The following is a 23609-nucleotide window of genomic DNA, read 5'->3' as shown; positions in this document are numbered from 1 at the left end:
TGTTCCAATTGCCTTTATATGTTATACTACCTTGGGAAATAATTTTATTCGGATTTATTTTTTGGAGGACCCTGATGGAAAAACAAAACGTAAAAGAAAGACAACATGCATCAAAGATCATTCCGTTTATCCAGACGGGAGAATATTATTTTAAAAAAGGACTAAAGGCGTACCGCCAGCATGATATATATAAATCGATCAAACATTTTAAGCGAGCGATTGAGCTCGAGCCGAATGAGCCGATGTTTTTATGCCAACTATCGGTTGCACTGACTGAAATCGGCGACTATGTCGTATCAAATCAATATCTTACTAAAATAATAGATGAGCCAAAATTCGACATGCCTGAGTGTTTTTATTTTATGGCTAACAATTATGCACATTTAGGCTTGTTCCAAGAGGCTGCAAAACATGCAGATTGGTATTTAGAGCGTGAACCTGATGGGGATTTTGCTGAAGACGCCGAGGATTTGCTTGACCTATTACGTCTTGAAGAAGGCGACGATGAGGTTTCCGCAAACCATCAGGATGAGCTCATTGTGAAACAGGAACATGCACGTGAATTCCTTGAAACAGGGAAATTGGACGAAGCGGTGACCCTTTTAAAGGAAATTATTCGGGAGTACCCTGAATTTTGGTCAGCCTATAATAATTTGGCACTTGCTTATTTTTATTCAGGAGATGTGGAAAATGCATCCGAGATCCTTGATGAGGTATTGAGTAAGAACCCTGGAAATCTGCACGCACTCTGCAATTCTCTTGTCTTTTTATATTATCAACGTAAAAATCAACAGGTAAAAGAGTTAACGAGACGATTATCATTTATTCATCCGATTTTGTTTGAACACCGATATAAACTAGGTGCAACCTTTGGGTTAATCGGAAGACATGATCTTGCTTATCAATGGTTACGTAATTTGCAGCGTAGCGGTTTTGAAGGGGATGAAACTTTTTATTATTGGCTTTCTTATTCAGCCTATTTCACAGAGCATTTTGATGTTGCCAAAAATGCGTGGAAGCGAGTGCTTGAAGAAAATCCAAGTAAAAAGGGTTCAGCACCTTGGGAATCTGACTCTACAAAGCCAATAAGTGATGTCCTCGATCGTTGGTTGACCGGTGATTTTATTGAGGAACGCCTATATGGTTTATTTTTAGCAAGCAAAACAAATTCGTCGTTGGCACGTAAGGATTTAAAGCATATTCAATTTCATGCGACACTTGAACAAGAATTTGCAAATTATGTTTTAGCTAAAAAGAAAAAAACGGAAAAAATACCATCTTACATTGTTGATGGATACAATATTGCGGACACTTTATTTACAAAAAATAAACATGATGATACAGCAAATGAAGAACTGTATTTAACTTGGTTAATGATTTACGATGAGGCGGTTAAGCGTCAGTTCAATGTTTCAAACTGGCAGGCTTGGGCTGCTGCAACAGAATACATTTGGCGTAATCACGTGTCACGAACAATTACACAAAAACAGGTTGCGGATAAGTATAAGATTTCGAAGGCAACCGTCATGAAATATATAAAATTTGTAAAAGAACTCCTGCAATGAGCATATTAATAGCGGATTTTGTCAGAATTTTATAGGATAGGGATAGGAGATACTAAACGACATATCAAATTTTACTTATAGAAGTTAGGAGAGACGTAAAAATGACGGAAGAAAAAATTTATGATGTCATTATTATCGGTGCCGGACCAGCAGGCATGACTGCTGCCGTTTATACATCTCGTGCAAACCTATCAACATTAATGCTTGAGCGTGGGATTCCGGGTGGTCAAATGGCAAACACAGAGGAAGTTGAGAACTACCCAGGCTTTGATCATATTTTAGGTCCTGAGTTATCCACAAAAATGTTTGAGCACGCGAAAAAATTCGGTGCAGAATATGCGTATGGGGATATTAAAGAAGTCATCGATGGTGAAGAATATAAGACCGTAATTGCAGGAAGCAAAGAATATAAAGCTCGTGCTGTGATCATTTCAACTGGTGCGGAGTATAAGAAAATTGGAGTACCTGGTGAGAAAGAACTTGGTGGCCGTGGCGTTTCTTATTGTGCAGTATGTGATGGTGCATTCTTTAAAAATAGAGAACTTGTTGTAGTAGGAGGTGGAGATTCTGCAGTAGAAGAAGGCGTGTACTTAACTCGTTTCGCTTCTAAGGTAACAATCATTCACCGCCGTGATGAGCTACGTGCCCAAAAGATCCTTCAACAACGTGCATTTGATAACCCAAAAGTGGAGTTTATCTGGAACCATACAGTTAAAGAAATTCACGAAAAAGATGGCAAGGTTGGTAGCTTAACTCTTGTTAATACACAAACGGGTGAGGAAACGGAGTTTGGCGCTGATGGCGTATTCGTATACGTTGGAATGCTGCCACTTTCAAAACCTTTTGAAGGCTTAGGTATCACAAACGAAAATGGTTATATTGAAACAAATGAAAATATGGAAACAAAAGTGCCGGGCATTTTCGCAGCAGGTGACATCCGTGAAAAACAACTTCGCCAAATCGTAACCGCAACAGGCGACGGAAGCATTGCTGCCCAAGCAGCACAGCATTATGTTGAAGAATTAATGGAAAAAATAAAAGCATAATATACAGAAAAAGCGTCATCCCTAAGGATGGCGCTTTTTTGTGTTTATAGCCAATTTTGGCACGGTATTTGCATTATTAATTTTCGATGTGTTTAGTCTTTTAAAGGAGGAGAGTGCAAAATTTACGCACTTGCCATTTTTCGAGGGGGGATTGCGGCTTGTACGCAGATATCATTATTAAGGGGAATGCGATTTTTACCGGGAATGAGTCTAATCCAATAAATGGAGCAGTCGTCATCAAAAACGATAGAATTCTGTGTGTGGGTGATATTGAAAACGCAAACGATTATATAGGGCCACAGACAAAAGTAATCCACGCAGAAGATAAGCTTGTTTTACCTGGTTTTCATGATTTTCATCTTCATCTTGTATTAGGGAGTATGTTTAGTGAGTTTACTACACTTACAGAATGCTCGTCAGAATTAGAGGCTGTTCAAAAAATCTATCATTATGCAGAGAACAATCCCAATGAACCTTGGGTGTTAGGATTTGGCTGGCATCATGTACGTTGGCCAGGAAAAAAAACACCAACCCGCCATTCGCTTGATCAACTTATCCCTAACCGCCCAGTGTTCCTGTTAAATGAGGAAGCACATAGTGCATGGGTAAACTCAGAAGCTCTTACCGTTTTAAATATAACAAAAGATACACAAGATCCTCCATTTGGTTTGATTGAAAGAGATCAACATGGAGAACCCACTGGTTTTTTGTATGAAACAGCCGTAAAGCTGGTTGCAGAAAAAGCTTATCAATTCTCAGAGGAAAAACAGCGAAAATTAATGGATGCTTTTTTGAAAAAGGCTGCTTTCCATGGAATTACATCGGTAAGTGATATGCTTCCATTGCCAGGCTTTGAACTGGGGTCTCCTTCCTTTTATGCAACCTATGAAAAAGAAGGTAAATTAACAACAAGAATACACTTCTTATCCGCTCTCAATGGGGACTTATCAAAGGCGAAATCCTACCGTGAACTTTACCAATCCGATAAATTACAGTTTTCCGGATTAAAACAATTTATAGACGGCGTTCCAAATACGTATACGGGTTATTTAATTGAACCGTATTCAGACCGACCTGAAACAAAAGGTGGCATTTTGTTTGAAGAAGAAACCTATATGAGTTGGATTAAGGAAGCTGACAAGGAAGGCTTTCGTATTCGACTACATGCTTGTGGTGATGGGGCAGTTAGGTTTGGACTTGATTGCTATGAAGCAGCACAAAAGCAAAATGGAAAGCGAGACTCAAGACATACGATTGAGCATATTGAGGTTATTCACCCGGATGATATTGACCGATTTGAGGAACTCCAGGTCATTGCCTCGATACAACCTGAGCATATGAGTGCAGAATCAATAGAGGGACATACATACCTTGATCGATTGGGTCCAGAACGTTCGCGATATACTTGGCCAATTGGATCCCTAAGTAGGAGTGGCGCATCCATTGCTTTTAGTAGTGACTATCCGGTCGTTGATATGAATCCGATGATTGAAATTTACCGTGCTGTAACAAGAAAAAATGCAGATGGAACACCAGAAGAGGGGTGGAATCCACAAGAAAAAATATCCCTTGCAGAGGCACTAAAGTTTTACACGAAGGCTCCTGCCTATGGAAATTTCCGCGAGGATGATTTAGGAACGCTTGAAGCTGGAAAAAAGGCTGATGTAATCATCTTAGATCGAGATCTTTTTTCAGTAGATGTGAACGAGATTCTAGAATCAAAGGTTGAAATGACAATAATGGATGGAAATATCGTGTATACACGAGGACAAACAAAAAAGCTGGAAGGGGCCATGTGAATGTATAAGAAAACAAAAATCATCGGCATTTCTTTAATTTTAATAGCGTTGACATTTTTATCTGCTTGCGGCGGAGAGGAAGCAGGAGGAACTAAGCAATCGAATGAAAAGGTATTAAATTTATTCAACTGGGCCGAATATTTACCACAAGAAGTGATCCAACAATTTGAAGAGGAAACAGGAATAAAGGTAAATTACGATGCGTACTCAAGCAACGAGGAAATGATGGCGAAATTACAAGCGGGAAATACACAGTATGACATCGCTGTTGCTACAACATTTTTCGTTGATATCCTATTGAAACAAGATTTAATTCAAAAAATAAATAAAGAAAATATCCCAAATGTTAAAAACCTAGATTCAACGTTTACGACTGCCGAATTTGATAAAGAGGGTGACTATTTCATCCCTTATCTTTGGGGTTCGGGGGTTTTATTTCAAAATACGGAACTCGTAGATTTTGAAATAAAAGGCTATGAGGATCTATTCAGGCCAGAGCTTAAGGATAAGGTCGTTTTACCAGATGACCAACGAGGTGTAATTGGGCTTGCTCTGCAAATGCTTGGATATTCGATGAATACGACTGACGAAAAAGAGTTAGAAGAAGCAAAAGAAAAGCTTTTAGAGCTCCGTCCAAATATTAGGGCATTTAACACGGAACCTAAAACGATGATGATTGCTGGAGATGTTGCAGCAGGAATGGCATGGACAGCTGAAGTATTTAATGCACAAAAAGAAAATCCAGCTATTGTTCCAATTATTCCGGAGGAAGGGTTAATGGTTTTCCATGACAATTTTGTTATTCCAAAGGACGCACCGCATCTTGACAATGCAGAAAAGTTTATAGACTTCCTGCTAAAACCTGAAATTAGTAAACTAATTTCTACAACATATCCGTACGGTAATCCAAATATGGAAGCTTATAAATTGCTTCCAGAGGATTTAAAGAATAATAAAGTTGTGTATCCAGATCTTGATCAAGTTACAAATGTACAACAAGCGCTTGATATTGGAGAAGCAACACAATTATATGATCGGATTTACAGTGAATTAAAGGCAGGAAATTAGTGGATAAATGGTAGATTCCATCTTTGGGTCTACCATTTTTTCATAAATCCTTAAATCGCTAGCGAATTGGCATGTTTTTTGCATTTAATTTCTAAAAAGGGTTCTAACAAGGGGGAAGATAATGGCATGTCAGTAAACATGGTCGAACTACAAAATATTAACAAACAATTCGGGGAAACGAAGGTTGTCCAAAATGTGTCATTGAATGTACAAGAGGGAGAGTTTTTAACATTACTAGGACCGAGTGGATGTGGGAAAACAACGACTCTCCGTATGATTGCTGGCTTTGAACAGCCTACCTCAGGCAGCATTCTTTTAGATGGTAAGCATGTGGAAGGCATACCTGCTAATAGACGAAATGTGAATACAGTTTTTCAAAGCTATGCCCTTTTTCCACATATGAATATTTTTGATAATGTGGCATTCGGACTAAAAATGAAGGGCGTTGATCGAGGAGTTATTAAGGAAAAGGTAACAAAGATGTTAGAACTTGTTCGGTTACAAGGTTACGAAAAAAGAACTCCCGGGCAGCTAAGTGGCGGTCAAAAGCAACGGATTGCGATTGCACGAGCTTTGATTAACAATCCAAAGGTGATTTTATTAGATGAACCCCTGGGAGCCTTAGATTTAAAGCTTCGAAAACAAATGCAGGTTGAATTGAAGCATCTTCAACAACAGCTTAAAATCACATTTATTTATGTTACTCATGATCAGGAAGAGGCACTTACGATGTCGGACCGGATTGCCGTTATGAATAATGGATTCATCGAACAGCTAGGGTCTCCGATTGAAATCTATGAAAAACCACAAACCAAGTTTGTTGCAGATTTTATTGGTGAAACGAATCTATTTGAAGGGAACATTTCAAGGCTGGATAACCGTTCTGCGTATTTAGATTTCGGTGGTAAGGAAATTGAAGTAAAGAACGAAGGACTAAGGGTTGGAGAAAAAGTATTTGTTACCATTCGTCCAGAACGAATTAAAATCGTTAAGGACCAATCTCCTCGAACGAATTCTGTAACATTAAAGGGAAGATTTAAGGAACTTATCTATGTGGGATCCGTTTCAAAAATGGTGGTTTTACTTGAAAATGGGAAGGAAGTTGTTGTGAATGAACAAGCAGCAGGCTCCCAACCAATCGACTACATCAATAAGGATATATATTTAACGTGGGGAGTCGATCATGGGGTTGTAATGAAGGAATAGATAAAGAGCTTGGATCATTCCAAGCTCTTTTCAATTTCTATCCATTTTTCCTCATCAACAACCGTTCGCCAATAATGACAGCACCCAGTGTAACAAGAAGCATTAATGTTGATAATGCGTTAATTTCCGGGGTTACCCCATACCGAACCATCGAGAATATTTGTAATGGAAGTGTTGTACTTCCTGGACCAGCTACAAAGAAGCTTACGATTACATCATCTAAAGAAATAGTAAATGAAAGCAATGCACTTGCTACAATCGCGGGTCCTATAATCGGTAAGGTAATAAGTCGGAAGGTTTGCCATTCACTAGCACCTAAATCCATGGCTGCCTCTTCCACAGAACGATCAAAACCTTTCAAACGAGCCCTTACGACGACAACAACATATGGAATACAAAATGTAATGTGAGAAATGATAAGTGTCCAAATACCTAAAGGCATTTTTACCAATGAGAAGAAGGCTAATAATGAAATCCCCATTACAATCTCTGACATGACAAGGGGAATATAGAGCATTCCATCAAGCATCGATTTTCCCTTAAAATGATATTTGTACATCCCAACAGATACGAGGGTTCCTAAAATCGTTGAGGCAATCGTCGAGACAATTGCCACGATAATTGTAATTTTAGCTGCCTCTAAAACTTCCGTATTTGACCAAAGCTTTGCATACCATTCAAACGTAAATCCTGTCCACACAGCGTTAAGTTTTGATTTATTAAATGAAAACAGTATTAAAATCAGTATTGGTAGATACAAAAAAGAATAAATAAGAGCGCCATATATGATAGACGACCATTTTGTAAACCTCGAATTCACTTACATCACCCCCAAGTCATCTTTATTACCTTTAGAAATACGTAGATAAACGAAGATTAAAATCATAGTTAAAATGACTAAAATAACCGATGATGCCGCTCCAAATGGCCAATCCCTTGCAGTAAGGAATTGATTTTTAATCAAATTACCAATCATCATTGTTTTTGCTCCGCCCATTAGATCGGGAATGAAAAACAGTCCCAAGGTTGGGATAAATACAAGTAATGAGCCGGCTACGATACCGGGCATCGTTAGGGGAAGTGTAATTTTCATAAAGGTTTGCCAGCCTTTTGCTCCTAGATCACTGGCTGCCTCCAGATAGGATTTATCAAGTTTTTCGATTGAAGCATATAACGGGAGTACCATAAATGGAAATAGAGTATACACAAGCCCGACTAATATGGCGCCATTGTTATAAAGTAATGCAAGTGGTTCTGATATAATTCCAATACTCATTAGTAGATGATTGATTACTCCTTCGGTACGAAGCAGTATAATCCAAGCGTATGTACGGATAAGTGAGTTCGTCCAAAAAGGAATGATAACCAGAAACAATAAGAATGTCCGATACTTAGGAGCAGAACGAGCAATTATATACGCAAAGGGATATCCAAATATAATGCAAATGACGGTGGTGATTGTTGCCATCAAAATAGACATGAGTAATATATTCAAATATAAAGAATCAAAGAATCGGGCGTAATTCTGCCATGTAAAAATATATTCAATTCCACCATACGTACCCCTAGTCATAAAACTTACAACAAGAATCAGGACAATCGGAATAAATAAAAATGCAATCATCCAGAATGTGACTGGGGATAACATCCAAATGGGACCGGTACTCTTTATCCTCCTCTTTTTCGGTCGTTTATCGAGCAACGTGACCGGTTGATTTGTAGATAGCTCCTCTTTATTCATCTTTGACCCCTCCTGCATTAAAACGATTACCTTTTATATATGCAAGATTCATTCCAACTCCAAAATATGCAACTAGAAAAATGAGTAAGAAAAAACAGAAGGGTAGTTATGCACATGTGAATAACTTATTCATTTTTGCATAGTGCTTATCCGCTGTAAAATTAGATTTCCACATTTAACTTCTGTGAAAATTCTAACTTGGTACGTTACTTGCATAAATCTATTTTAGATACAAACGGAAAATGTAGGAGAGTGGACTTTTTGAAACAACTTTCAATGTGGGAGGCAACTTCAAATAAGAAAAAACAACGTTCATCTTTATCCGGAAACGAAGAGTGTGATGTAGTCATTATTGGAGGAGGTTTTACCGGGTTATCAACGGCTTATCATTTGCAAAAGAAAAACGTCAAAACAATTGTACTTGAAAAAAGCTATCTCGGAAGCGGCGCAAGTGGTCGAAATGGCGGTCAAATTTTAACAGGCTTTATTGACTCGATGAGCTCACTTGCGAAGAAAAAAGGCTTGGAAACGGCAAAGCAAATGCTCCAAATGTCTCTTGATTCCATTGATTTAATTGAACGGATTAGTAAGGATCATCATATTGCCTGTTCCTTCAAACGCTCAGGCCACATCTACGCGGCCTATAAGCCAACGCATATCGACTGGTTAAAGAAGGAGCAAAAGATCCTGGAAAAGGACTTTAACTACAAGGTTCGGGTACTTGATAAGCAGGATTTACAAGCAGAATTAAAAACAGATTTTTATCATGGTGGGTGTATTGATGAAAATAGTGCAACCTATCATCCATTTAATTATGTCCTGGGGTTAGCAGAGACGGTAGAAAAACTCGGAGGCAGAATCTTTGAAAATTCAGAGGCACTTGAAATCATAAAATCCTCGAATGGGAAAGTCACCATTATGACTGAAGATGGGAGGGTGACAGCGGATCATTTAGTCATCGTCACGAACGCCTATTCAGGAAACTTACATAAAACGATTTCTCGAAGCGTCATACCAGTTGAAAGCATTATGATTGCTACTGAACAATTACCGGAAGAGCTAGTTTCTAAGTTAATCCCAAAAGATAGAGCCGTTTTTGATACAAAACACATGCTTTATTACTTCAGAAGAACACCTGACAATCGGATTGCTTTTGGAGGATCAGGTCGGTCATTAAGTGGCGATACAGCTCCACTCTACTTAAAATTAAAAGAGGGTATGGACAACGTTTTTCCAGAGTTAAAAAAATATACAGCTGAATTTTGCTGGAGCGGGAAGGTTGGGTTTACAAAGGAAATGCTTCCATACATTGGTCAGCTAGAGGATGGTACCCATTTTGCTTTCGGATATGCCGGGCATGGCGCGGCAATGTCGACATTAATGGGGAAACTGCTTGCTGGCAATATCCTCTCCGAAAACAATGGGAAAAATCCATTCGAAAAAAATAATTTACGCCCCATTCCCTTTTATAGTCAGCATGGAAAAGTAGTCGGGCTAATGAAGTACTATTTTAAGGTTAAAGACGCAATCTCATAAGATAAACAGATGCCAGCATACAATTAATATAAATGGAATTTTGGCTAAAAAGGGATAGATAAAAAGAAAGGAATGTCGACATGATAAAAAAACTCCAGTTGTCAGGAACACCGAGGCAAATTGGTGAAAAACATGGCAGCGAAGGGAAAAGTGAGGTTCATCAAAGTCTTGAAACCTATGAATCTCTCTTTTATGGGTTTAGCAAGATTAGTTGGAAGCAAGCTATTCAGATCGCATTAGAGCATTTACCTGCAATAGAGACCTATAATCGTGAATTAATTGAGGAAATGGAAGGTGTGTCTAAGGGGGCTGGGGTTAGATTTGAGGATATTTTAGTATTAAACACTCGAAGCGAAATTGCATTAGCAGGAAGAAAAACATTTTCAGATGGTTGTACCGCTATTGCCCTAACTCCACCCTTAACTAAGGAAACAATCATTGGTCAAAACTGGGATTGGAAATCCGAACAAACAAATAGCTTACTCTTACTTGAGATTGAGCAAAAGAATATGCCCACCATAAAAATGATTACCGAGGGAGGATTAATTGGGAAAATTGGCTTAAATAGTAGCGGAATTGCTGTCTGTTTAAATGCACTACATACAAACAAAAAGTCTAATCAAATCCCGATTCATTTAGGCCTGCGCAGTGTCCTTAATTCCCATACCCTTCATGAAGCAATTTCAAAAATTAAACATACTCAAATGGCTTCTGCAGCTAATTTCCTTATTGCAAGTGAAGATGATAGTGGGCAGGCAATGGCAGCTAATTATGAGGTTTCCCCATTTGGAATGGATATGATCTCAAACAACGAAGGAATGGTTGTTCACACAAACCATATCTGTTCACCCGAGGTTCAAAAACATCTTACAGATATGAATGAATACAAATTTGAGGATTCGATGATCCGTAAAAATAGAGCAGAACAACTGATTTTTTCGTGCATGAGATCGGGAACTGAAATGAATGAAAATCGTTTTAAGGAATGGTTTTCTGATACCTTCAACTATCCAAACTCCATTAACCATTATGTGAATCCGAGTGCACCTGAGCATCGTCAAATGGAAACAGTCTTCTCTGTCATTATGAATCTATCAAAACGAACCATGCAAGTATGTATTGGAAAACCATCGTTGGATGGGTATATCGAGGTGTAAACAAAAGTAAAAAGGAGTGGAACAATGCTATATATAAACGGAGAATGGAAGGAATCAAAGTCAGGAAAGACTCTTGAGGTAATCAATCCTGCAACATCTGAACGAATTCAGGAGGTTGCTTTCGGAGGAACTGAAGAAACAAAAGAAGCAATAGCTGCTGCTGCTGAGGCTTTTCCTATTTGGAAAAAGACAACGGGGAAGGAACGCGGTCAGTATCTTGAAAAAGTTGCGGCTTTATTACGAGAAAAAACAGACGAAATTGCCGTCGTGATGACATCTGAAATGGGTAAGCCCATTCCAGAGGCTATCCGTGAAATCGGCATTGCTATTGACTATGTCGATTGGTATGCCGAAGAGGCAAAACGAATTTATGGTGAAACGCTTACTCCTTCCCATCCGGATAAACATTTAATGGTGTTGCGTGAACCTGTAGGTGTCACAGCAGCAATTACACCTTGGAATTTTCCAATTGCGATGATTACTCGTAAGTTAGCTCCAGCATTAGCAGCTGGATGTACGGTGATCTTAAAACCGGCATCAGCAACCCCACTAACGGCGATAAAGGTTTTTGAATGTTTTCATGAGGCTGAGTTACCTAAAGGTGTCGTTAATTTAGTCATTGGGTCTGCTTACGAAATTGCGGCTGAAATGACAAGCAATCCCGATGTGAAAAAAATCACGTTTACAGGTTCAACGGAGGTTGGGAAAAGGTTAATCCAAGACTCGGCCGCACAACTGAAAAAGGTATCGATGGAATTAGGTGGTCATGCGCCTTTTATCGTATTTGAGGATGCAGATTTGGATTTAGCTGTGGAAGGAATTATGCTAACCAAGTTTAAAAACTGTGGGCAAACATGTATCAGCACAAATCGTATTTATGTTGCAGAAAAGATTGCAGAACAATTTGGTCAAAAACTTGTTGAACGTGTAAGCCAGCTCAAGATTGGGAATGGGTTGGAGGAAGGCATAGATGTGGGCCCTCTAATTGATAGGAAAGCATTAGAAAAGGTTGAGGAGCATGTGCAGGATGCACTTTCTCATAATGGAAAACTCCTTTGTGGAGGTAAACAGGCTGTTAAGGAGGGATTAAAGGGTAGTTTCTATGAGCCAACAGTCATTGCTGGTGCTAATGAAAATATGAAAATCCTAACTGAAGAAACATTTGGCCCAGTCGCTCCAATTATATCTTTTACATCTGAGGAAGAGGTAATCGGGAAGGTGAATCATGAACAATATGGGTTGGCTTCATACTGCTACACAAAGGATTTAAGTCGAGCAATGAGGGTCATGCGGGAACTTGACTATGGAATAGTGGGTATCAATGACCCCACTCCAGTTGTGGCACAGGCTCCTTTTGGTGGAATGAAGGAAAGTGGCATCGGAAGGGAAGGTGGAAAATACGGATTAGAGGAGTACTTGGAAGAAAAGTTTGTTTCCATTCAATTCTAATCAATCATTCAACCCGAACCGAAATACAACCGTCTCTTTGGTCATTATTAAAAAACTGTATCAATAAGAAAGGGTAGATATTTGTGTCAACCATCGATCTTTCGAAATTTGAGAAGAAGATCATTTTAAGGAATATCAAACATGAGGATATTGATGAAATTATTAGTCTGTCAAAAATTTGTTTTCCCAATATGGAGCATTGGGAACGTGATGAATTAGAAAGTCATCTCACTATTTTTCCTGAAGGTCAGTTTTGTGTAGAGTTTGACGGGAAGATCATTGGTTCCTGTTCAAGCTTAATTGTTGATTTTGATGAATATGACGATAAGCATACCTTTAATGAAATTAGTGGTAATTCCTATATTCGTAACCATGATCCAGATGGGAAAAATCTATATGGTATTGATGTAATGGTTCATCCAGATTACCGAAGGATGAAAATAGGACGTCGTCTTTATGAGGCGCGTAGGAAGCTTGCTCAAGCACTTAATTTAGAGAGTATCATCATTGGTGGGAGAATCTCAAACTATCACAAGTACGCAGATAAAATGTCTGCTAGAGAATATGTAGAACAGGTCTTGCAGCAAAACCTATATGATCCTGCACTTACATTTCAAATGATGAACGGGTTTGTCTTAAAACGTGTCAATGCCAATTATTTAACTGACAAAGATTCTTTAGGCTATGCAACACTTATGGAATGGAATAATCCAGATTATCTACCAAGAAAAACGAGACGCATATATACAAGGGCACTTCCTGTTCGAATTTCTGTTATTCAATACATGATGAAGAAAATTAAGTCCTTTGAAGAGTTTGAAACGCAATGTGAATACTTTATCGATGCAAGCTCTAATTTTCATTCGGATTTTGCGGTATTCCCAGAAACGTTTACAATGCAGCTTTTATCCTTTATAAAAGAACAGGTTCCAAGTAAACAGATTAAAAAGGTTGCAGAGTATACGGAGAAGTATATCAACCTATTCTCGATGCTTGCAGTGAAATACAATATCAATATTGTGGGTGGCTCTCATTTTGTAGAAGAAGGTAATTGTATTTATAATGTTGCCTATTTATTTAGACGCGATGGAACGATTGATAAACAATATAAACTTCATATAACCCCTGATGAACGAAGATGGTGGGGGGTACAGCCTGGAAATGGTGTTCACGTATTTGATACCGATTGTGGAAAGATCTCAATTTTAATCAGCTATGACATTCAATTTCCTGAACTTGCACGAATTGCTGTCGATAAGGGAGCTCAAATTATTTTTACCCCATTTAGCTCAGAAGACCAGCAAGGTTATTTAAGAGTGCGCTATTGTTCTCAAGCGCGTGCTGTTGAAAACCAGGTGTATACTGTGATAGCCGGAACAGTTGGGAACCTATCTCATGTTCCGCATATGGATGTTCAATATGCACAGTCTGGTATTTTTTCGCCGTCAGATTTTACATTCTCTAGTAATGGAATTGTAGGCGAATGTAATCCAAATATCGAGACAATCGTTGTTGGTGAGGTTGACCTTGAAAGCCTACGCCGAAACCGCAACAATGGTACGGAAACACCACTTAAGGATCGCCGTACTGACTACTATCAAATCATTACAAAACATACAAAGTCCCAGAAAAAGGTAATACCTGTCGATTGAAAAAGAGGATTGGCATATAACTTGCAAGCCTTATTAATAGAAGTTCTTCTATTTTATTAAAAAGGGGAGAGTGTTATATGCCATTCAAAAGGAAATTTGGTTTGTCCGTTTTTGTGATTCTATTTCTTGCTTCCATGTTGCTGACAGCGTGTGGTGGAAATAAAACGGGTGGAACCTCCGACGAAAAGGTTCTAAATGTTTTTAACTGGTCAGAATATTTGCCGACCAGTGTAATTAAGCAATTTGAGGAAGAAACGGGTATAAAGGTAAACTATGACACCTATTCCTCAAATGAGGAAATGCTAGCTAAGCTTCAAGCTGGGAATACTGGCTATGATATTGCGGTTGCCTCGACTTATTTTATTGAGATTATGAGAAACCAAGATATGCTAGCAAAATTAAATAAGGAAAACATCCCAAACATCAAGAATATTGGTGATAGATTTCTTGGTACACAGGCAGATCCGAATGATGAATTTTCCGTTCCATATATGTGGGGGAAGGCGGTTATTGCCTATAATGAGGATTTAGTTGATAAAGAGATAAAAGGTTACGCGGATTTGTTTGATCCTGAGTTTAAAGATAATCTGGTTGTTCTAGATGATGTACGAGTACTTGTTGGAAGTATGCTTGCTTTACTTGGATACTCGCAAAATAGTACGGATGAAAAAGAACTCGAGGAAGCGAAGGAGAAACTTCTTGAGTTTAAGCCAAATATTAAGGCGTTTGATAGTGATAGTCCAAAGACACTCCTTGTCAGTGGTGAAGTAAAAGCGGGGATTGTATGGGGAGCAGAAGCTACCCTAGCTGCTAGAGAAAATCCTGCAATAAAGACCGTATTCCCTGAAGAAGGGTTGAATCTATGGCAGGATAATTTTGTCATTCCAAAGGATGCTCCGCATAAGGAAAATGCTGAGAAATTCATTGATTTCATTTTACGGCCAGAAGTCAGTAAGGAAATCTCAATGGAATACCCATACGGAAATCCAAATGTGGAAGCTCTTAAGCTTTTACCAGATGACATTAGAGAATCGCTTGAGGTTCCTGAGGAGGATCTAGCAAAAGGAGAATACAACATTGATGTAGGTGAGGCTACACAGCTTTACGATCGAATTTGGTCAGAAATTAAAAATTAATGTTCATTCCCCTATCCATTTTTGGGTAGGGGATATTTTTATAGTTTTCAGTGTCTAGCGCAAGCAGCCGGCCCCTCTCTGGTCATAAGCCAATCCGTCAAGAAGGATAAAGAACATCCTTCTCGCCGGCTTTTCTTATGCTTGTCAGACTTACACAGGACAAGGAAAGCCTCGACATCATAATCATCGCACGAAGAAAATGCATTGCATTTTCGAGGAAGTGCTGACTCGACGTTTGCCAAAGGACGTGGCAGTAGTTAGTCGATGTTCCTCTTTCAAGGCGCTTGCCCCTTTCGTTTTATGCACAAGTGAATAACTTATTCAATTTTGCATTCCAGGTTAAAAAAAACCGTGAAGGCAGAGGAAAAGAGTATCAAGAAACTTGGCACACATTTTGCATAATACATGGTTGAGAAAAACCAAAGGGGAGGATGGAAATGCAGAAGCTAAAGATGTTTATAAATGGGGAATGGGTTGATGCCCAAAGTAAAAAGACCCGTTCTATTGTAAATCCAGCGAATGGAAAAATCATTGCAGAGGCAGCAGAAGGGGATGTTGAGGACGCTCAAATTGCAATTGATGTAGCACGTCATGCATTTGATTCAGGAATTTGGTCCGATTTATCTGCTGCGGAGCGGGCATCCTACCTGTTTAAAATTGCAGATAAACTTGAGGAACGTGCCGATGAGATCAGTAAACTTGAAACAGAAGATAATGGAAAACCACTTAGAGAAACGGAATTTGACGTAGGCGATGCCGTGGCCTGTTTTCGCTATTATGCTGGGTTAGCAACAAAGCCAGACGGTCAAACCTACCATGTAGCTGATCCAATGCAGGCAATGGTGGTCCGTGAACCGGTTGGTGTATGTGGCTTAATTGTTCCGTGGAATTATCCACTTTTGATGGGGGTATGGAAAATTGCACCTGCACTTGCTGCAGGAAATACAATTGTATTCAAACCTTCTGAAGTTACCCCAGTAACTTCTATTAAACTGTTTGAAATCATTCAAGAAGTTGGTATCCCTGCAGGAGTAGCGAATATGGTAATGGGTCCTGGGCCAACAGTTGGAAATGAAATTGCCGAAAGCCATAAGGTAGATAAGGTTTCTTTTACAGGTGGAACGGCTACAGGTCGAAGCATTATGAAGGCGGCTACCGGCAATATTAAGAAGATCTCACTAGAATTAGGTGGAAAATCACCGAATATTGTTTTTGCTGATGCTGATTTTGAAACAGCAGTTGATTATGCATTATTTGGCATTTTCTCCAATGCGGGACAGGTATGTTCAGCCGGATCGCGATTACTTCTAGAGGAAAGCATTCATGACAAGTTTATTGAGAGACTAGTAGAAAGAGCAAAAAAAATCCGGGTGGGTCCTGGAGATGATCCAAATACTGAAATGGGTTCACTTGTAAGCCAGCAGCATATGGAAAAGGTATTATCCTATATCGAAATCGGCAAACAGGAAGGTGCAAAGCTTGTTTGTGGTGGTAATAGAATAACACAGAACGGTTTAGAAAATGGGTATTTTGTGGAACCGACTATTTTTATAGATACAACACCTGATATGAGAATTGTTCAGGAGGAAATTTTCGGACCGGTTCTCGTTGTTCAAAAATTTAAAGATGAAGCAGAGGCTATCCATTTAGCAAATAACACAGATTATGGCCTTGCAGCAGGGGTATTTACACAGGATGGTGCAAAAGCACTCCGTGTGATTAAAAAAATTCGGGCAGGGATTACATGGATTAACACGTATCACCCAACCTACAATGAAGCGCCTTGGGGTGGTTATAAGCAAAGTGGAATTGGTCGCGGGTTAGGAACCTTTGGATTTGAGGAATTTACAGAAGTAAAGCAAATCAATATTAATTTACAGGTTGAACCATCGGGTTGGTTCGAAAACTAAACGAAGGAGAGAAAAAATGTCTATAAATACAACGAACAAAGAACTTGAAAAAAAGGATTATTCAGGGGTTACCGATTATATCAAAAAGGTATTGTCCATCATTGAGAAGGACCAAATTACCAAGGAAGAAGCGGAATGGGTGACTCGAGAAACGGTTGATGGTTTTAGGGAAAATGTAAACCCCGGATTTTTAGACTACCGTAAAACGGTCACAAAGGATAAACAATTCGCTGCTGTTGAATGGTCAGATTCGGGTTCCTGCTTTCAGGATGTAAATGGCAAGGAATATTTTGATTGCTTAGGTGGTTTTGGAATCTACAATGTGGGTCATAGAAATCCGAAGGTAGTTAAAGCGGTAACGGACCAACTAAATCGTCAGGCACTTCATAGCCAGGATTTACTTGATCCACTTCGGGCGATGCTAGCAAAAATTTTAGGGGAGATTACACCAGGTGACTTAAAATACTCTTTCTTCGTTAATAGTGGAACAGAAAGTGTTGAAGCGGCTATTAAGCTAGCAAAAATGCATAGTGACAGAACGACTTTCATTGCCACTACAAAGGCATTCCACGGAAAAAGCCTTGGTTCCCTTTCTGCGACCGCAAAGGGAGTTTTCAGGAAACCATTCCTTCCGATGATACAAGGTTTCCGCCACGTACCATTTGGTGACATTGAAACGATGAGGAGAACATTTGAGTCATGTGCCTTAGTAGGTGAAGATGTGAATGCTGTAATCCTTGAACCTATTCAAGGGGAAGGCGGAGTCATTCTTCCTCCGGAAGGCTACCTACAGCAGGTTCGTGAACTTTGCGATGAATTTGGGGCTCTGCTTATTTTTGATGAGGTCCAAACAGGGATGGGACGCACTGGTACAATGTTCGCAGCAGAAGGATATGGTGTGGTTCCTGATATTCTTTGTTTAGCAAAGGCATTCGGAGGGGGCGTAATGCCAGCGGGTGCAGTAGTTGCAAAAGAAGAAGTATTTAAATGCTTATTCCCTAATCCATTCATGCATACAACCACTTTCGGTGGAAATCCGCTAGCCTGTGCAGCAGCAATTGCTACGATCGATGTTTTGATCGAGGAAAAACTTCCACAGCGTGCAGCTGAGGTCGGGGAATATATGCTCGGAAAGCTACGTGAAGTAGGAGATGAATTCCCTGAGCTAGTACTAGAAATTCGTGGTAAAGGGTTGTTAATTGGTGTTGAGTTCCATACAGATGAGATTGGCTATGAGGTTTCAAAAGGACTGTTTGATAATGGAGTACTAGTAGCAGGAACCTTAGTTAATTCTAAAACCTTCCGAATTGAGCCGCCATTAACCATCAGCATAGAAGAGGTAGATCAAGTCATTGCCACTTTTAAACAGGTATTAGAAACATTAAATGAAAAATAGTTTATGCTGCCCTTGGAGAAAAATCCTTGGGCATTTCTTCTTTGAAGAGCATGAAAAACCCGATAAGGTCTTTGCGCCTTATCGGGTTTGGTCCTGACATCATCTCAAAACCTTCTTCATTAATTCACCATAGCTATCAGGTCTTCGATCTCGATGGAATTGTAGAATATTTCGGGCCTTGGTGATTTCATGTAAATCAATTTCGGACATGACAATTTCATCCCCTTTTGTTTCCGCTTCTTTTATAACAGTACCCCAGGGATTGCTAATAAAACTGCGCCCGTAGAAGTCCATATGCCCTTCCTTGCTATATTCACGCCCCACCCGATTCACCGCGGCTATGAAAATATTATTGTGAATACCATGGGCTCGAATGGCATCCATCCAAGTTTGAGACGTATCGAGTTCAGGATTATCTGGTTCAGAACCAATTGCTGAAGGATAGAAAATAATATCTGCTCCTTTTAGCGCTAGGATACGTGAAGGCTCAGGAAACCATTCGTCCCAACAGATGAGAACACCGATCGTTCCGTATTTTGTTTCAAAAATGGGATAACCAGAATCCCCTTCTGTAAAATAGTATTTCTCAATATATTGAGGGCCTTCTGGGATATGATGTTTTCGGTATTTTCCTAGATTGGTTCCATCCGCATCAAAAACAACGCCAGTATTAAAATAAAGACCATCCATTACATACTCGTACAAGGAGGTAATCAGGACAACTTTAAGTTCTTTTGCCAGGTTTTGCATTTGAGTGCTTACCGGTCCTGGAATGGGTTCTGCCCACTCATATTTATTGACATCAATTGTTTGTGGGAAATAAGTGCCTGTAAAAAGCTCTTGTGTACAAATGACCTGAGCCCCCTGCTTTGCAGCTTTTCGGATCATTTCGATTGTTTTTTCTAAATTAGCGTGTCGATCATTCGAACAGCTATGCTGTATCAATGCGATATTCATTTTACCTCGCTTCATGTATACACATCCTTTCATTAGTTCGTACTAAATTGGTATTTGCTGAGTAATACAATGAATATTTCCGCCGCCTAGTGCAATTTCTCTTGTATTGACTTGAACAACCTTTCGATCTGGAAAAAGGGTTTCGAATTGACGAAGCGCGATTGAGTCACATGGATCCCCAAACCCTGGAATAATAACACCGCCATTGCATAAATAACTATTTACATATGTGCAGGCAAGTTTTGTTCCTGGCTTCCGACCATAGCTGTGTCGTGCTATGTCAATTCCCTCACTTTCCTTATCTGTTATTTCAATCTGAGTAGGAATTTGAATTTTATGGATCTTTACCTTTCTCCCTTTCGAATCTTTGGCATCTTTTAGTTGGTTATAACATTCAGCTAAAATGTCGTATTGTGGATCGGATTTATCGTCTGTCCAGCTCATGGCAACTTCACCAGGGCGTACGAAAAAGACAACTTCATCGACATGTCCATCCGTTTCATCAAAAAGCATCCCGTTTTTAAGCCAAATAATCGTATCCACATTTACATATTCTTTTAAGCGATGTTCGATTTCTTCTTTAGATAAATGAGGATTTCGATTTTTATTTAGTAGACATTGTTCAGTTGTTATAAGAGTGCCTTCACCGTCAACAGTAATCGAGCCGCCCTCGAGGATAAAATCCTGCGCATCATAGCGATTGAATCGGTCAATTTCCAACACCTTTTGTTTGACTAAATTGTCTAAGTTCCATGGAAAATAAAGTCCGTGTTCAAGCCCACCCCAGGCATTAAAGCCCCAATCAATTCCACGGATTTCACCTTCCTCATTTTTAACGTAGGTAGGTCCAATATCCCTCATCCAAGCATCATTTGAGGAAATCTCAACCACACGGATAGAGCCCGGAAGTATTTCTCGAACATGCTCATATTGATTTGCAGAAACACCGATTGTGACAGGCTCAAATTTCGAAATAGCTATTGCAACCTCGGCAAAAGCTTTTTGAGCGGGCTTGGCTCCCAATCTCCAGGTGTCCGTTCTCTCAGGCCAGAGCATCCATGTTCCCAGATGGGGTTCGAATTCTCCAGGCATTCTATAGCCATCTTGGCGAGGAGTGCCTGTTAATTTTTTCACCATTGTATTTCCTCCAGTAATTGTAGGGTTGCTTGTTTTTTTCAACTAATCTCCTCCATTCGAAGTCGTCATTCTTGAATGATGCAAAAATCATACCAATTTGTCTCATTAAGGAAGATGAAGGAAAAAAGAAGAAGCTATGAAGGAATGAATAACCTATGCATAAATGAATAATTCCTCTATTTATTGAATGTGGAATGGGTACAAGTAAACATGTAAAACGACATTCGATTTGGCACATTATTTGCAACATCATTACTAGTTAAATACTGACTAAAGGAGGTGAATAAGTGGAGCATGACGAAATCATTACTAGCCCCTACCATGGAATTATTAAAGAAATTGTCATAAAAGAAAATGCCAAGATAGATGAGGGGGAGCCCTTGTTTATTATCCAAACCTTGACTGGTGAGAATAAGGCTATCAAAGTTAGTATTAGAGGGAGTGTTCAATCCATCGAGGTACAAGTAGGGGATGAGGTAATACCGGGAATGGTACTCACTTATGTGAAAGATGAGTCATTCATCGTATAGTAGCTAGCATTTTGAGAAGATCATGTCTTCTCTCTTTTTTTATTTTTAGATTTATTTAAAAATTCTATATAATCAGTGATATAATAGAATATATGGAAAAAGGGGGATAGTCGTTCATGTTTTCAGTTGATCCAAAAAATATTAAACCTTTAGTTGTAATTGACATTGAATCACTTGAAAAAGGTCATGGTCCGTTTCGTATTGGCAAAACTCAAGAACCCTACCTTTTTATACAACATAATCAAAGAATTGTCGGGTATGTCCCTATGAAAGTATTTTCGGGGAATGGGGGAGAGGATAAGGAAGTCACGGAAGAAAAAATCAAGAATCATCTAATTCCTATCGAAAAAATCTCACAGTTAAGTAAAAATATTTCCCTACCTATTGTCTTTCAAATTATTGGTGAGCCCTTTGCTTTGGTAAGGGACGATGCCGGAGAAATAAGTGGATACATACCGAGAGAAGAACTATTAGCTGAAATGTTCCGTCAGGGCAATCAGAATATTGATTTATTAAAGGTTATTTTAACCTCGATTCCAATGGGGATATTTGTTGTGGATCGTGAGAGAAATATTGTTTCCTACAATGAATCAGCTTTAAAAATGATAAAAATGTCTCCAGAACATGTACTACATACACCCGCAGAGAAAATCTTCGCAAAAGAACACATCAACAGCGTATTTCAAACAGGATCCACCGTATTAAATCAGCTTCAGATCACGTCAACAATGAGTGTTTTAGTTGATTACAGCCCAATCTATACTCCAGAAAAACAGGTCGATGGAATGGTCATCATCGTACAAGACCTTCCAATGGTTGAAGAAATGGCAAATGAAATTGAATATATTAAGGATTTAAATCATGATATGCAAGCAGTCCTCTCCAGTGTTTACGACGAAATCCTAGTAGTGAACGCAAAGGGAGAATTGATTCGTTTTAGTGATACAGAAATCTCACAGTTTTGGGGAGTTGAATTAAAAAGCCTGCTAGGAAAAAACATTATCGAGCTAGAACAAAAAGGTTTATTTACACCCTCGGTTACGAGATTAGTCCTAGAACAAAAGAAAAAAGTTTCTGTGGTTCAAGAGACGAAAGCAGGAAAAAGGATTCTTGCCGTTGGAAAACCGGTATTTAATGAAAATGGTGAGCTCATTCGAATCATTATTGCCTCACGTGATATTACAGAAACGACAAAACTGAAGAATGAACTTCGCCATATGAAGGAAATTTCAGATCAGTATAAACGTGAACTCGATGATATGAAGACAAAGGATTTATTTTATAAAAAGCTCATTTATTGTAGTACAAAAATGGAAGAAATCATGACACAGGTAAAAAAAATTGCCGATTTTTCCTCAACTGTCTTGATAAACGGAGAATCAGGTGTTGGGAAAGAGGTAATTGCTCAAGCGATTCATCAACTTGGAAAACGCTCGAAAAAACCTTTTCTTAAGCTGAATTGTGGAGCAATACCAGAGAACCTACTCGAAAGCGAGTTGTTTGGCTATAGTAAGGGCGCGTTTACAGGGGCAGACAAAAATGGAAAGGACGGCTATTTTAAACAAGCGGACGGTGGGGTCCTATTTCTTGATGAAATAGGGGAAATGCCATTGCACCTACAGGTTAAGTTACTAAGGGTTCTTCAAGAGCAAGAGGTCATACCTATTGGAACAACGAAACCCATTAAAGTAGATGTTCAAATTGTTGCAGCTACTAATAAAAACCTAGAAAAAATGGTGGAAAAACGTGAATTTCGGGAGGATTTATTTTATCGATTAAATGTGATTCCCATCCATATTCCGCCATTGAGAGAAAGACCAGAGGATATACCGTTACTTGCCTTTCACTTCGTCCAACAAATGAATGAGCGATACGATAAAAACTATCATTTAACTCCTGATGCTCTAAATTTATTAGAGGTTCATTCGTGGCCCGGAAATATTCGAGAACTTCAAAATATGATTGAGCGGCTTGTAGTATCAGCTGATGATGAGGCAATCGATGCAGAGTTTGTGAATCGATTCCTTGTTCTTGGGAAGGATATGAAAAGTTCGAAACCGATCGTAACAAAAATAGTACCACTTCAGGAAGCATTAGATTCGGTAGAGGAGCAGCTGATATTATTAGCTATAAAGCAATATAAAACGACAACGAAAGCTGCAAAAGTGCTAGGAATCAGTCAATCCTCTGTTAGTAGGAAATATCAAAAAATAGTCGCTGAGCAGCATGGCAATATAGAAAATGTGTACTAAGAAAGAAACTATTGGTTCTTATATGAATCAATAGTTTTTTTCTTTAATTTTTGGCATAGTTTTTGCATTAAT

At 39.0% G+C, this 23609-nt stretch carries 18 protein-coding genes; 14 read left to right on the top strand and 4 right to left on the bottom strand.

The features are described 5' to 3' along the window. Nucleotides 1–74: 74 nt before the first annotated feature. The 5 genes from RGU12_RS19170 (at nucleotide 75) to RGU12_RS19150 (ending at nucleotide 6684) form a co-directional block, all read left to right on the top strand. On the top strand, nucleotides 75–1565 hold the full coding sequence (locus RGU12_RS19170; RefSeq protein ID WP_309537453.1) for a tetratricopeptide repeat protein: 1491 nt from the start codon (nucleotides 75–77) through the stop codon (nucleotides 1563–1565). A gap of 101 nt (nucleotides 1566–1666) precedes the next feature. Next, nucleotides 1667–2611: a thioredoxin-disulfide reductase gene (gene trxB / locus RGU12_RS19165; RefSeq protein WP_309537452.1), complete on the top strand. Its 945-nt coding sequence runs from the start codon at nucleotides 1667–1669 to the stop codon at nucleotides 2609–2611. 158 nt (nucleotides 2612–2769) lie between these two features. Beyond that, nucleotides 2770–4410: an amidohydrolase gene (locus RGU12_RS19160; RefSeq protein ID WP_309537451.1), complete on the top strand. Its 1641-nt coding sequence runs from the start codon at nucleotides 2770–2772 to the stop codon at nucleotides 4408–4410. After that, the gene (locus RGU12_RS19155) at nucleotides 4411–5478 is read left to right on the top strand and encodes an ABC transporter substrate-binding protein (protein WP_309537450.1); all 1068 of its coding nucleotides are present in this window, start codon (nucleotides 4411–4413) and stop codon (nucleotides 5476–5478) included. A gap of 126 nt (nucleotides 5479–5604) precedes the next feature. Continuing rightward, a complete protein-coding gene (locus tag RGU12_RS19150; protein ID WP_309537449.1) occupies nucleotides 5605–6684 on the top strand; it encodes an ABC transporter ATP-binding protein in 1080 nt (359 codons plus the stop codon). Between the two features lie 37 nt (nucleotides 6685–6721). Here the strand turns inward: RGU12_RS19150 and RGU12_RS19145 are convergent, their stop codons facing one another. Together RGU12_RS19145 and potB are read right to left on the bottom strand one after the other, a co-directional pair. Continuing rightward, nucleotides 6722–7504: an ABC transporter permease gene (locus tag RGU12_RS19145; protein ID WP_309537448.1), complete on the bottom strand. Its 783-nt coding sequence runs from the start codon at nucleotides 7502–7504 to the stop codon at nucleotides 6722–6724. Next, on the bottom strand, nucleotides 7505–8332 hold the full coding sequence (gene potB / locus RGU12_RS19140; RefSeq protein ID WP_309538294.1) for a spermidine/putrescine ABC transporter permease PotB: 828 nt from the start codon (nucleotides 8330–8332) through the stop codon (nucleotides 7505–7507). Between the two features lie 354 nt (nucleotides 8333–8686). On the opposite strand from potB, the gene RGU12_RS19135 reads away from it, so the two are divergent. The 7 genes from RGU12_RS19135 to RGU12_RS19105 all read left to right on the top strand — a co-directional run bounded on the left by RGU12_RS19135 (nucleotide 8687) and on the right by RGU12_RS19105 (nucleotide 18661). Then, nucleotides 8687–9961: an NAD(P)/FAD-dependent oxidoreductase gene (locus tag RGU12_RS19135; protein ID WP_309537447.1), complete on the top strand. Its 1275-nt coding sequence runs from the start codon at nucleotides 8687–8689 to the stop codon at nucleotides 9959–9961. Between the two features lie 80 nt (nucleotides 9962–10041). Further along, on the top strand, nucleotides 10042–11118 hold the full coding sequence (locus RGU12_RS19130; protein ID WP_309537446.1) for a C45 family autoproteolytic acyltransferase/hydrolase: 1077 nt from the start codon (nucleotides 10042–10044) through the stop codon (nucleotides 11116–11118). A 24-nt stretch (nucleotides 11119–11142) separates the two neighbouring features. Further along, nucleotides 11143–12567, top strand: coding sequence for an NAD-dependent succinate-semialdehyde dehydrogenase (locus tag RGU12_RS19125; RefSeq protein WP_309537445.1), 1425 nt, complete (start codon nucleotides 11143–11145; stop codon nucleotides 12565–12567). 83 nt (nucleotides 12568–12650) lie between these two features. Then, nucleotides 12651–14219 carry a GNAT family N-acetyltransferase gene (locus RGU12_RS19120; protein WP_309537444.1) on the top strand — a complete coding sequence of 523 codons (1569 nt, stop codon included), beginning with the start codon at nucleotides 12651–12653 and terminating at the stop codon, nucleotides 14217–14219. A gap of 77 nt (nucleotides 14220–14296) precedes the next feature. Beyond that, complete coding sequence (locus RGU12_RS19115; protein ID WP_309537443.1) at nucleotides 14297–15355, top strand: ABC transporter substrate-binding protein; 1059 nt, start codon at nucleotides 14297–14299, stop codon at nucleotides 15353–15355. Nucleotides 15356–15792: 437 nt separating this feature from the next. Continuing rightward, a complete protein-coding gene (locus RGU12_RS19110; RefSeq protein ID WP_309537442.1) occupies nucleotides 15793–17265 on the top strand; it encodes an aldehyde dehydrogenase family protein in 1473 nt (490 codons plus the stop codon). A 16-nt stretch (nucleotides 17266–17281) separates the two neighbouring features. After that, nucleotides 17282–18661, top strand: coding sequence for a putrescine aminotransferase (locus RGU12_RS19105; RefSeq protein ID WP_309537441.1), 1380 nt, complete (start codon nucleotides 17282–17284; stop codon nucleotides 18659–18661). Nucleotides 18662–18760: 99 nt separating this feature from the next. On the opposite strand, the gene RGU12_RS19100 is transcribed toward RGU12_RS19105, so the two are convergent. Next, a complete protein-coding gene (locus RGU12_RS19100) occupies nucleotides 18761–19633 on the bottom strand; it encodes a carbon-nitrogen hydrolase (RefSeq protein ID WP_309537440.1) in 873 nt (290 codons plus the stop codon). 27 nt (nucleotides 19634–19660) lie between these two features. Next, nucleotides 19661–20752 (bottom strand): agmatine deiminase, encoded by a 1092-nt coding sequence (aguA, locus tag RGU12_RS19095; protein ID WP_309538293.1) that lies wholly within the window; start codon nucleotides 20750–20752, stop codon nucleotides 19661–19663. Nucleotides 20753–21042: 290 nt separating this feature from the next. Here aguA and RGU12_RS19090 point away from each other — a divergent pair, with 290 nt between their 5' ends. Both RGU12_RS19090 and RGU12_RS19085 read left to right on the top strand, forming a co-directional pair. Continuing rightward, nucleotides 21043–21285 (top strand): biotin/lipoyl-containing protein, encoded by a 243-nt coding sequence (locus RGU12_RS19090; RefSeq protein ID WP_309537439.1) that lies wholly within the window; start codon nucleotides 21043–21045, stop codon nucleotides 21283–21285. Nucleotides 21286–21401: 116 nt separating this feature from the next. Next, the gene (locus RGU12_RS19085; RefSeq protein WP_309537438.1) at nucleotides 21402–23537 is read left to right on the top strand and encodes a sigma 54-interacting transcriptional regulator; all 2136 of its coding nucleotides are present in this window, start codon (nucleotides 21402–21404) and stop codon (nucleotides 23535–23537) included. Nucleotides 23538–23609 lie beyond the last annotated feature (72 nt).

Origin of the sequence: Ferdinandcohnia sp. QZ13 (assembly GCF_031324165.1) — a bacterium.
Taxonomy (GTDB): Bacteria; Bacillota; Bacilli; order Bacillales; family Bacillaceae_L; genus Ferdinandcohnia.
The sequence above is the reverse complement of the archived record's forward strand: the minus strand, read 5'-3'. Positions and strand labels throughout refer to the sequence as shown.